Origin of the sequence: Desulfobotulus pelophilus (assembly GCF_026155325.1) — a bacterium.
In the GTDB taxonomy this organism is placed as follows: Bacteria; Desulfobacterota; Desulfobacteria; order Desulfobacterales; family ASO4-4; genus Desulfobotulus; species Desulfobotulus pelophilus.
Genome location: NZ_JAPFPW010000003.1, coordinates 18,908 through 30,116, shown reverse-complemented (window position 1 = coordinate 30,116; position 11,209 = coordinate 18,908). Strand labels below are relative to the sequence as shown.

Annotated in this window: 9 protein-coding genes; 1 reads left to right on the top strand and 8 read right to left on the bottom strand. The window is 52.6% G+C overall.

Features of this window, described 5'->3' with window-relative positions; genetic code table 11:
• Positions 1-14 precede the first annotated feature (14 nt).
• The 5 genes from OOT00_RS03845 to OOT00_RS03825 form a co-directional block, all read right to left on the bottom strand.
• The gene (locus OOT00_RS03845) at positions 15-476 is read right to left on the bottom strand and encodes a MarR family winged helix-turn-helix transcriptional regulator (protein ID WP_265423972.1); all 462 of its coding nucleotides are present in this window, start codon (positions 474-476) and stop codon (positions 15-17) included.
• 51 nt (positions 477-527) lie between these two features.
• The gene (locus OOT00_RS03840) at positions 528-1,535 is read right to left on the bottom strand and encodes a methyltransferase (protein ID WP_265423971.1); all 1,008 of its coding nucleotides are present in this window, start codon (positions 1,533-1,535) and stop codon (positions 528-530) included.
• A gap of 96 nt (positions 1,536-1,631) precedes the next feature.
• The gene (epmA, locus tag OOT00_RS03835; protein WP_265423970.1) at positions 1,632-2,558 is read right to left on the bottom strand and encodes an EF-P lysine aminoacylase EpmA; all 927 of its coding nucleotides are present in this window, start codon (positions 2,556-2,558) and stop codon (positions 1,632-1,634) included.
• 378 nt (positions 2,559-2,936) lie between these two features.
• Complete coding sequence (locus tag OOT00_RS03830; RefSeq protein WP_265424158.1) at positions 2,937-4,244, bottom strand: histone deacetylase family protein; 1,308 nt, start codon at positions 4,242-4,244, stop codon at positions 2,937-2,939.
• Positions 4,244-5,908 (bottom strand): hydantoinase/oxoprolinase family protein, encoded by a 1,665-nt coding sequence (locus OOT00_RS03825; protein WP_265423969.1) that lies wholly within the window; start codon positions 5,906-5,908, stop codon positions 4,244-4,246. Before OOT00_RS03825 ends, OOT00_RS03830 begins: the two co-directional genes overlap by 1 nt.
• 355 nt (positions 5,909-6,263) lie before the next feature.
• Between OOT00_RS03825 and OOT00_RS03820 the strand changes: the two genes are divergently transcribed.
• Entirely contained in the window at positions 6,264-6,986 is a 723-nt protein-coding gene (locus OOT00_RS03820) for an enoyl-CoA hydratase/isomerase family protein (protein WP_265423968.1), read from the top strand.
• Positions 6,987-7,046: 60 nt separating this feature from the next.
• On the opposite strand, the gene mutL is transcribed toward OOT00_RS03820, so the two are convergent.
• The 3 genes from mutL to gatC all read right to left on the bottom strand — a co-directional run bounded on the left by mutL (position 7,047) and on the right by gatC (position 11,181).
• Positions 7,047-8,993, bottom strand: a complete 1,947-nt coding sequence (gene mutL / locus OOT00_RS03815; protein ID WP_265423967.1) for a DNA mismatch repair endonuclease MutL — start codon at positions 8,991-8,993, stop codon at positions 7,047-7,049.
• Between the two features lie 371 nt (positions 8,994-9,364).
• A complete protein-coding gene (gene gatA / locus OOT00_RS03810; RefSeq protein ID WP_265423966.1) occupies positions 9,365-10,843 on the bottom strand; it encodes an Asp-tRNA(Asn)/Glu-tRNA(Gln) amidotransferase subunit GatA in 1,479 nt (492 codons plus the stop codon).
• Between the two features lie 50 nt (positions 10,844-10,893).
• Positions 10,894-11,181, bottom strand: a complete 288-nt coding sequence (gene gatC / locus OOT00_RS03805) for an Asp-tRNA(Asn)/Glu-tRNA(Gln) amidotransferase subunit GatC (RefSeq protein ID WP_265423965.1) — start codon at positions 11,179-11,181, stop codon at positions 10,894-10,896.
• Positions 11,182-11,209: the final 28 nt, after the last annotated feature.

Sequence of the window (11,209 nt, the reverse complement as noted above, 5' to 3'; positions counted from 1 at the left end):
GACTCTTTTCACAACTAACAAAACGGTGCATCGTCTGCATGGAAACCTGCCGGAAGCTCTGAAACTCTCTCCAGAAAAAGATTCATAAAACGGAAAACCGTATCCAGCTCCTCATGGGAAAAGCCCTCATAAATAATGGTATTCAGATGACTGATCATGGGAACGGCCCGGACAGCAATGCCTTCCCCCTCAGGTGTAATGCACAGTCGAAAACCACGGCCATCCTGTTCACAAGGACTTTTAACAATCAGACCATTTTTTTCCATACGACGCACAAGACCGGTAATACCAGAGCTTTTCAGCTGAATTCCCTCCCCCAGATCCTTGAGCAGGCAGCCGCCATGATCCCGGATATAAAAAAGTGCCATCAGCTGGGCACTGGTAATCTGGAGCTTTTCCCAAAGGTACTGATCCACCGCATGGATCAACCTGCCATGTACCCTGTGAATCAGATAAAAAAGTCGCTTATCATCCATTACTGATCTATCTTCCGGCCCAAAGACCTGTAAAAAGCTTCCTGTTCCCTCTTATCCTGCCTTGATACCCATAAGAATACCCGATTCAGTCGGGCCTTTATAAGCAAGCCGCCGGATGGAACCTGCTCCGGCGGCTTGCAACATCATCCTGACTTCTTTTTCTGAATAGGACTGTCCACGATCCGTTGCCACCAGCATATTGATGCTAAAAAGGGCTGCAAAAAGGGGAGAGGTACGATCATCCGTCAAAATAAAATCATGAATAAAAATTCTGCCCCCCGGCTTCAGGGCTTCCAGTGCCTTTACCACCACATTCTGTGCATCCTCCGGACCTTCCCCGTGAAGAATATGAGAAATCCATACGGCATCAAAGCTTTCCGGCTCCGGCAGACTGTCCTCGTGGAAATTAAAATCCCTGAAGCCAATGCGCCCTTCAAGGCCATAGCGGGCAATGGTTTTTTCCGCAAAGGGCCTTGTGGTGGGCAGATCGTACACCTCCGCCTGAAGGTGAAGATGTTCCATGCACAGATGGATAGCAAAGGTGCCGGGACCTCCGCCAAAATCCAGAAGACGGTCACATCCGGAAAGATCCAGGGCCTTGGCAACACCCGGCGCAACGGCCGAAGCAATGTTGAACATACCCATGAGAAAACTTTCCCGTTCCGCTTCTTCCGTAGCACCGCTGAGACTGCTATCCACGGATCTTCCCGTAAGAACGGCCTCTGACATACGATTCCAGGGATCCATGAGAAAATGGTGGTGCAGAATCATATAGCCCACATAACCGGGAGCATCTTTCACAAGAAAATCTTCCGCGCCCCGGGTATTCCCGTAAAGCCCCTCCTTTTTTACAAGAAGGCCCATGGCAGAAAGGGCATCCAGCAGAGCCACCACTCCCCGCAGATCCCCCTTCAGGGCATGACAGAGAGCTTCCGCCCCTTGAGGGCCAGAAGAAAGAAGGGTGAAAACTTCCAGCTTCACCCCCGTATGCAGAGTGCAGACCTCCCAGTAAGAACCGGAAAGACGAAGAAGACGACCGGGATTCCAAGTATTATCCATCCTGCAGACTCCTTTTTCTGTATCCTAATCTGAACCCGGACAACACCTATGGGTTCCAGATAACCAAACGTTTCCCCCAGCCTTAGGAAACGGAAATTACAATTCCTCCGGCAACACGGCCGTGGCATGATCAATATCCGGAGCGTTCGAAAAAAGCATGACCAGACGATCAAAACCCAAAGCATTCCCCGTTGCAGGCGGCATATGGCCCAGGGCCTCCAGAAAAGTGGCGGCCTCAGGATAAGCCCTCTTTCCAAGCCTTGCCCTTTCTGCCGCAGCCTCCCGGAAACGAACGGCCTGCTCCTTTGCATCCACAAGCTCGGTGTAGGCATTGCACAGCTCCACACCACAGATGTAAAGCTCAAATCGCTCTGCAAGGGCTGAATTTTCCGGTTTCATACGGGCAAGGGAGGCTTCGGATGCGGGATAGTCATGGAGAAACACGGGTTTTGTACGACCCAGCTCCGGCTCAATCTCAAGCCCCATGACATCGTTGAAGCAGCCCTTCTCAAGGGCTGCTTCCATGGACAGGCTACCGTGGCGTAAAAAAGCTTCTTCAACGGAAAGCCTTTCAAAGGGTGGTGTCAGATCTACATTTTTCCCTTGCCAGACAAGGATGCCGCCCATGCCTTCGCATTCTGCCATATAACAGATCAGTTTTTCCGTCTCCTCCATCATATAGCGATAATCCTCCTCTTTCACATACCATTCCAGCAAAGTCATTTCCGGAAGATGTTTTACCCCCCGCTCACCTGCACGGAAACAGCGAGCCAGCTGAAAGATTCTGTCAAAACCCGAGGCCAGCAACTCCTTCATGGCAAGCTCCGGAGATGCCTGCAAAAAAGCTCCGGAGGCAGACACACAGTCTATGTGTACCTCCGGTGCAGGGGCTGGAATTCTGATGGGAGTTTCCACCTCCAAAAAATCTCTTTCAGCAAAAAAGCTGCGGACAGCCGCTGCCATCCGCATCCTCATTTCCAGATGGGCCCGAATCCGCATTCTGCGAAAAGCCTTGGCTTCCATGCCCAATGCCACTCCTTACAGTGATTTTTTGTAACTGTTCAGCACAATTTTCCAAGTAGCATACCTGCCAGGCAGATGCACAGGCACCCAGGCTATTTGCCCGTGACGCAAGCTTATTCTTCGAGCTTCTTGCCCTGTGCGGAAGCGGCAAAAACTCCCCGCCACAGGCAGGACAAGCTTTTTGATTACCATAGCAGACTTAAGCACGCTGCCTTTGTGGCGGCTCAGACAGTTTGCCGCTTCTTTCGCACAGGCCTTCGAATCTCTGATCCGAAACGATTGCAACGTCACTTGCAAACAGCCAAGGTGCCTTGCAACAGCACGACGCTGCTGCAATTACTGTATTCGAATTTGAGAATAAACTGTGCTGATCCATTACTATTTTTTCAGGTAAAGATCCCGACTGCGATCCTGCAGATAGGCCTTGTCCGCACCGGACGCATTTTCGTACCATTCTTCTCCCTGAGCCTTGCAGGCAGGGCAGGCATTCAAAGGTATATGCACGCCTATGATGCGCCAGTCCCGGTCCGACTTGCTTTCAATGCGAAAAGACCCGGCGCAGTCCGAGCAGGACCGGAGAATTTCCTTTTGCCCCTCATAGATGCCGTCCGTATCATACATAATGGAGCGGGATCTTTCATGGAATTCCTTTTTCCCGAATACCTTCTGCGAAAGTTCCGGACCTCTGCGGCTCCACTGATCCATCACCCGGTCACAGAGCTTATGGATATACTGCAGGGTATCCTTCGATTCCTTCAGAACAGCGGGATTATAATCCGGCTCCAGCACATGGCTGTAATCAAGGCCCGCCATGGCAAGGATAATGCCAGCATTCACATAGGGAAGGGCCGCCTCAATGGAATACCCCCCTTCCAGCACGGCAATGTGGGGATTTAAAATCTCCGTCAGTTTTGCATAGCCCTGGGCTGTGAAATTCATGTTGGTGATGGGGTCTGTATAATGATTATCCTGACCTGCTGAGTTAATGATGAGGTCCGGCTTGAAATCATCGAGTATGGGCATCACCGCATTTTCAACTGTGTAAAGATAGCCCTCCTCCGAGGTGTGGGGCGGCAGGGGAATATTCACCGTATAGCCTGCGGCATTGGGTCCACCCAGCTCCTCCATGAACCCCGAACCCGGATACAGGGTACGGCCATCCTGATGCAGGGAAATGAAGAGCACATCCGGATCATGCCAGTAAATATCCTGAGTGCCGTCTCCGTGGTGACAGTCCGTATCCACAATGGCAATGCGCTTAACACCCCACTGGCTGCGCAGATATTCCACCATGATGGCTTCGATGTTGATGTTGCAGAATCCCCTACCCCCGTGCACCACCCGCATGGCATGATGACCCGGCGGACGAACGAGGGCAAAACCCTTTTCTATATGGCCTTCCATCAGCTCCCTTGCCATGGTTTTGGCCCCGCCTGCGGATACATAGTGACTGCTGGTGGTGACCGTTGACTCATCGGGCACGCAGAAATGGGCTCTCTGTATATCCTGATCCGTCACCAGATCCGGCTTGAATTCCTGAATACCCTCAATGTCCATGAGGCCTTCTTCAAAAATCTGATCCTGGGTATAAAGAAGACGCTCTTCCCGCTCCGGATGGCTGGGATCGATGGCCCAGTCAAAGGCCGGAAAAAAGACCAGTCCTATCCTGCTTTTTGCCTTCAGCATCATATTACCCCCCCATTTCGGATCAGCCCCGGCTTCACCTGAGCCCGAACCCTTATGTTTCTACCAGCACGGCGGTAACCCCGCATCATGGAAAACTCCTGAGCCTCCAGCACTTCCACCTCAAGTCCTTTTGCATCCGCCCCCAGACGCAAGGCCTTTTCCCGGACCAGTTTTTTGGCAAGGGCGATGGCATCATCCATATTAAAAGCAATGGGCGCTTCAGCAGAATACCCTTCTTCCGGTGCCCGCACAAAACCCCGCTGGGTATCCGCCAGCACAGTCACGGCACAGGTGGTACGGGCAAGGGCCGCACCAATGGCATTGGCCACCCCCCAGTCCGGAACGGCACGGGATTCAAGACCGCAGGCCTCACCCAGACCGGGAGCCAGCACCGCAGCCGGACCACCCATAACAAGCAGGGCTTCGGGCTTTACAACATAACCTTCCAGCATTTCATGGAGGGTGTAAACGGGTCTCGCATTGATACCCTCGACCATGGCAAAGGCCGCATCCCGGATTTTCTCACAAAGGCTTTTCAGCACAAAGCGGGAAACCGCCTCCGTTTCCATGCCAAGGTCCCTGCCAAGGGTTTCCATGCCCTTAAAAGCCGCTGCCCTGTCACCACCTTCAAAAAGACCGAGAACGGCCATGGCATCCGTGGGTGTGGGAACGGGTCCGCCAAGGCAGAGGGCAGGACCTTTTCTGTCCGGCCCGATGAGAAGCTCTTTTCCTTTACGCGTAAGCTCTGAGTCTCCGCCCAGGCCGATGCTCACACTTTTTAAAGCCCTGAAAAGGGTTTTCACGCCGCCCACTTCCGCACCCAGGGGCTCCAGCACAGGAACCTTATCTATAAGAACGGCCATATCCGTGGTGGTGCCACCAATGTCCAGCACCAGTACATCTTTAGCGGAAGGGGAGTGGGGAATGGCTCCCATCACACTGGCCGAAGGCCCGGAAAGTACCGTTTCTCCGGGACATTCCAATGCCGCATCCAGAGAAAAGGTGCCACCATCCGCCTTAAGCACATGCACAGGCGCTATGATCCCCCTTGCCCGAAAAGCCTCCTTCACAGCCTGGCTAAAGGAAAAAAAAGCATCATGAACCCCTGCATTCAGCCAGCAGGAAGCAATACGGCGGGGGAAATTCAGCACCCCGGAAAGCCTGTGACCGCAGAAAACCGTATCAAAAAGCCCCTTGGCCGCCTTTTCCATGGCCTCTTCATGGGAAGGATTGCGAACGGAAAACTTGGTTACAAGACCAATAGCCCTGATACCCTTTTCCCTGATAAGGGCAAAAGCCTTTTTGACGGCTTCCTTATCCAGTGCGGCGATCTCGGCCCCCCTGTGATCCAGTGCACCTTTCACCACATGAAAGGAAGAACCGATGGCGTGGAGTTTTGGGTCCATTCCCGGTCCTGCGGCCACCACCATGCCCACGGGGGTAAGGGTGTTGCGGATCACACTGTTGGTGGTGAGGGTGGTGGAGAGAACCACACGGGTAATTTTACCTGGGTCAATGTCACCCAGCACCCCGTCCACACCCCTGAGAACCGTATCCACAAGATTCTCCTGATCCGTAACCTCCTTGGTCCTTGCCAGAACCCCTTCCGGGCCCAGCAGTACCACATCCGTATGGGTACCGCCCACATCCAGTCCGATGATCATGGAACCTCCTTTTTCATGGGAAACAGGCAAATAATGCAAGCCTCCCCCTCTTTGTTTACCCGGTATCCGTGCAACCCGAAAAGCTGCCATTTCAGAGACTTTTCTTCAGGCTACCCAATGGAGCCCTTACGTGTCAATGCGCCCTTCCCATTCCCGTCACGGAACCGGCGTCCTGATTCAAACCGTTCTTTTGCACACAAAAAAACAGGTGTAAGAAGAAAAGGCTGCGTTCCGCTCTTGTCAAGCAGGATCTTTTGCTCTATCCCTGACAGATAATAACTTTTGAGAAACCGGCCTGACAGTCCGGAACAACCCGAAACGACGGGCTCAGCCCCGCAAGCATCAGGGAGAAACCATGGCTATTGTTGAATGGGAAAAAGACGAATCCGTTGCCATTATCCGCATGAACAGCGGGGAAAACCGCCACAATCTCGAATTCGGCAAAGCAATGTGCACGGCCATTGATGAAGCACTTGCCGATCCAGAAATCAAAGCCATTGTTCTTACGGGCAATGACGGGAAAAATTTCAGCCAGGGTGTGGATCTTGAGTGGTTGGGCGGAAGACTGAACGCCCAGGATTATCAGGCCATGAAAGATTTCATGTACAAAATGAATGAGGTCTTTGCCAAACTGCTCACCGTTCCCGTACCCACCATTGCGGCCATCAGCGGTCACGCCTTTGGTAATGGAGCCATTTTAAGCTGCGCCTGTGATTTCCGCTTCATGCGCGCCGACCGGGGATATTTCTGTTTCCCTGAAGTGGACCTTGGCATTCCCTTCCTGCCCGGCATGATCGCCTTCTGCAAAAAATCCATTCCCTATTACAAATTCAATGAAATGAAGCTTACAGGTAAACGGGCAGGAGCGGCGGAGATGGAAGCCGATCATGTGATCACCAGGGCCTGCGACAATCTGGAAAGCCTGATGGCGGAATCCGTGGCCTTTGCCAAAACCTTCCACAAAAAACGCGGTATCTTTGGCGAACACAAAAAACGCCTGCACAAAGAAATTATTGAGATCATGAACGTTGAAGATAAACCGGTGATTGAGTCTCTGGCCCTCTTCATTGCAGACTGATCAGACAAACTTTACAAAAAAACGGACATCGCCTGAAATGCTTGCGGTGTCCGTTTTGCTTTACCCCATTCTGCCAAAACTTTTTTCCAGAAAACGTTTTTCCCATTGAATCCAGATGGGCCTGCCGTGGGGACACCGGGAAGGATGAGCACAGGCATCCAGCTCAAGAAAAAGATGACGGATCTCTTCGGGCTTCAACGCCTGATTGGCCCGGATAGCCGAGTGGCAAGCCATGAGAATCAGACACTCATCCAGTGCTTCCGCAAGCCCTCCGGCCAGACCCACAGCCGCCATTTCGGCCACCATATCCGTAAACACCCGTCCGATATCTCCGTGGGAGAGAAGATCGGGAACAGCTTTAATCACAAAACTGTTTCCCCCAAAGGGCTCCACATAAAGCCCGAGGCTTTCCAGATAGGGCAGCAGCTCCTGCGCCACGACAGCTTCCCGGAAACCCAGCTCCACCACATAGGGCACAAGGAGCTGCTGAGCCAGTCCACGGCCTTCTGTATGCCGCTTCCGCAGGGCTTCATAGCGCACACGCTCATGAGCGGCATGCTGATCCACTACCACTAGGCCGGATTCAGACTCACAAAGAATATAGCTTTCATGCAGTTGACCAATGACCTTCAGTTCCGCGTAAAATCCGTTTTTATCAAAAAGACTTTCCCGCTGCATAGAACCGGAGAGCAGCCGGCTTTTCCTCTCTGCCCTGAAAGAAACGGGCGGCAGGGGTAAATCCCTGTCAGTCCTTCCTTCTTTTCCGCCGTCATGGGTCCTCTCCTCTACCCGAGCAGCATTCATTGACGGTTCCGACCCCTTCTGAACAGACATCATCCGGATCTCATCCCTGGAGACGGAACCTCCATCGGCCTGAGAAATCTTTTCCTCTGATGGCTCTTCTCCTGCAACTTCTTCTTTCTGCAATAAAAAAGGATTCCCATGGGAAGCGACAATACTGCGCATCTCTTCAAGGCTTTCCCTGCGGGAAAGCAAGGAGGGTGTCTGCCATTTGCGCCTGTCCTCCATGCTCAATGCGGAAGCCACCCCGTCCCGCACAGCGGCCCAGACCGATCGGCCATCGGAAAAACGAACCTCATGCTTGGTGGGATGCACATTCACATCCACCCTTGCCGGATCCACTTCCAGAAAAAGAACGGCCACAGGATAACGGCCCGTCATCATACGGCCTTTATAACCTTCAAAAAGGGCCTTATAAACAGACCTGTCCCGGACATACCGGCCATTCACATAAAGATAAATCCGCTGGGTACTGCTACGGGATATATCCGGGGATGCCACCCAGCCCCTTACCCGAATCCCGGCTCCTGCCTGCTCCACGGGGAAAAGCCTGGACTCGACCTCCTTTCCCAGCACATCCACTGCCCTGATAAAGGAGCCTCCTCCGGGAAGATGCCTGAGTACCCTGCCATTATGCAGAAGCCTGAACTGAACATCCGGAAAGCCAAGGGAAACGGAAAGAAGGGTATCGGCAATGTGCCCCATTTCCGTACTTTCCGTTTTAAGAAATTTTCTGCGCGCCGGCACGTTAAAAAAAAGTCTTTTTACGGAAACCACCGTTCCCGGCGCGGCTCCTGCCTCCGCCACATCCAGAATCCGTCCCCCCTCCACAAGGACACGTACTCCGGACACCGCACCCCTTTCCCTGCTGACAAGCTCAAAACGGGATACGGAGGCCATACTGGGGAGGGCTTCCCCCCGGAAACCAAGGGTACGGATGGAAAAAAGATCCGCGTCCGTCGTAAGCTTGCTTGTGGCATACCGTTCCAAAGACAGCAGGGCATCGTCGGAGGCCATGCCATGACCGTTATCCGAAACCCGGATACCTGCCAGTCCACCCTTTTCTATGGCTACCTCAATACTCGTGCTTCCCGCATCCAGGCTGTTTTCCACAAGCTCTTTGACCACGGAAGCCGGGCGTTCCACCACTTCCCCTGCAGCGATTTTATTGGAAAGAATGTCCGGCATCACACGAATTTTTGACATACCACACTCCGGGAAAAAACTTTTTTGATTAAAAACAATCCGGTTAAAAGAATTGAAAAGTATCCCGCCCAAGATATCTTCCAGCTACCAATACGGAAAGAGCCTGTCTGTATTCTTGCTTGTCAAAAAAAGAAAAAGAAGGCTATAACAGCCTTCCTTCCCTGCAGGTCACGAAGAAAAAATCCACCGTCTCCACTTTTTTTCATTTTGTACCAGGCTCAGCAGAAACGTCCTCTTTAGAAGCAATACATCAAAACACTGCCACACCATCATCGCAACCATTGCCACCGGTTTCCCGATTCCCGAAGGCCGGTCATCTCCCATTCGCCTGCATACCGCCGTTACCGCAGACGAGGACCCGACATCCGCTCTCACAGCCTTGCCTTCCGGGGATCCGCAAGTGCACGGCCCCAGGCCGCCTCCTTTTCATAGGCGTAGGCGGCCTTAAAAAGGGTCGACTCATCAAAAGGCTTACCCAGGAGCTGCAGCCCCATGGGAAGTCCATGGAAAGTTGATCCACAAGGCACCGACATTCCGGGGATACCGGCAAGATTGGCTGATATAGTAAAAATATCAGCTAGATACATTGTTAGCGGGTCATCCGAAACCTCTCCTATGTTAAAGGCAGGTGCCGGAGTAACGGGGGCTGCAATCAGATCACAGCATGCAAAGGCATCCGTAAAATCCTTTGCAATAAGAGCCCTTACCTTCAGTGCTTTATTGTAGTAGGCGTCATAGTAACCTGAAGACAGGGCATAGGTACCGATAAGAATACGACGTTTCACCTCTTCTCCAAAACCTTCAGACCGAGATTTTTCATACAAATCAAGGAGATCTTTCGCATCAGGTGTTCTGTATCCGTAGCGAATACCGTCAAAACGGGCAAGGTTGGTACTGGCCTCACTGGAAGCCACCACATAATAGGCCGCAACAGCATAGGGCATGTGAGGCAACCGGATATCCACGATTTTAGCACCACAGGTCTGAAGTACCTTGACCGCCTCCTGGATGGCTGACCTGATTTCTGGCTTCACTCCTTCCGCACTGTGGTATTCCACAGGTAACCCTATGGTCATTCCCTTCAGATCCCTTGCAAACGAAGCGCTGTAATCCGGGACCGGCACATTGACGGAAGTACTGTCTCTGGGATCATAACCGGCAATGGCCTGCAGCAGCATTGCACAGTCTTCCACACTTCGTGCCATGGGCCCGACCTGATCCAGCGAAGAGGCAAAGGCAACCACACCATACCGGGAAACGCGTCCATAACTTGGCTTCAGTCCCACAACACCGCAATGGGCTGCCGGTTGACGAATGGAACCTCCCGTATCCGTTCCAAGGGAGCCGAGGCAGAGGCCCGCCGCCACGGCAGCCGCGCTGCCACCCGATGATCCCCCGGGGACATGACCCGGGTTCCATGGGTTTTTTACGGGTCCGAAGAATGATGACTCACTGGAAGACCCCATGGCAAACTCATCCATATTCAGTTTTCCCGTAATTACAGCACCCTCAGCCATGAGTTTTTCTGCAACAGTACCGCTGTAGGGAGGGATGAAATTTTCCAGCATACGGGAGGCGCAGGTGGTTCGCAGCCCTTTTGTGAGAATCAGGTCCTTCAACCCTATGGGAATACCCGTCAGGCCGACCGCTTCACCCCTCTGGATTCTTTCATCCGCTACCCTGGCCTGCTCCATGGCTGACTCTTCATCCACCGTAATATAACTATTGATCAGTGGATCTTTATCTGAAATGGCATCCAGAGTCTGGCGAGTCAGCTCAACGGCAGTGAAATCTCCGGCATCCAGATGCTTACGTGCTTCATGTATATACAGGCCCTCGGTATGGCTCATGTTCACTCTCCTCATTGAGGCGGTACAGACCTCATTTTTGCCCTATGGGATCAGCCCACAATTTTAGGAACCAGAAAATGACCGTTTTCCCTTTCCAGCGTTCCGGAAAGGGCCGCTTCCACACCCAGGTGCTCTCCCACCCTATCCTCCCGCATGGCATTGACAAGGTGAACTGCATGGGACATGGGTGCCACGCCTTCCGTATCCACCTCTTTCAGGGTATCCACATAAGCAAGAATAGCACTCAAGTGTCCGGCCATGCGGTCCATATCTTCTTCATCCATATGCAAACGGGCAAGCCCTGCCACGTGCAAAATTTCTTCTGCAGAAATCCTCATCGGAATATCCCCCTTACAAATTCAATAT

What these genes read in the sequence shown, in the direction of transcription:
- OOT00_RS03845 (WP_265423972.1), bottom strand. Translation starts at nt 476, where the DNA reads ATGGATGATAAGCGACTTTTTTATCTGATTCACAGGGTACATGGCAGG.
- OOT00_RS03840 (WP_265423971.1), bottom strand. Translation starts at nt 1,535, where the DNA reads ATGGATAATACTTGGAATCCCGGTCGTCTTCTTCGTCTTTCCGGTTCT.
- epmA (WP_265423970.1), bottom strand. Translation starts at nt 2,558, where the DNA reads ATGGAAGCCAAGGCTTTTCGCAGAATGCGGATTCGGGCCCATCTGGAA.
- OOT00_RS03830 (WP_265424158.1), bottom strand. Translation starts at nt 4,244, where the DNA reads ATGCTGAAGGCAAAAAGCAGGATAGGACTGGTCTTTTTTCCGGCCTTT.
- OOT00_RS03825 (WP_265423969.1), bottom strand. Translation starts at nt 5,908, where the DNA reads ATGATCATCGGACTGGATGTGGGCGGTACCCATACGGATGTGGTACTG.
- OOT00_RS03820 (WP_265423968.1), top strand. Translation starts at nt 6,264, where the DNA reads ATGGCTATTGTTGAATGGGAAAAAGACGAATCCGTTGCCATTATCCGC.
- mutL (WP_265423967.1), bottom strand. Translation starts at nt 8,993, where the DNA reads ATGTCAAAAATTCGTGTGATGCCGGACATTCTTTCCAATAAAATCGCT.
- gatA (WP_265423966.1), bottom strand. Translation starts at nt 10,843, where the DNA reads ATGAGCCATACCGAGGGCCTGTATATACATGAAGCACGTAAGCATCTG.
- gatC (WP_265423965.1), bottom strand. Translation starts at nt 11,181, where the DNA reads ATGAGGATTTCTGCAGAAGAAATTTTGCACGTGGCAGGGCTTGCCCGT.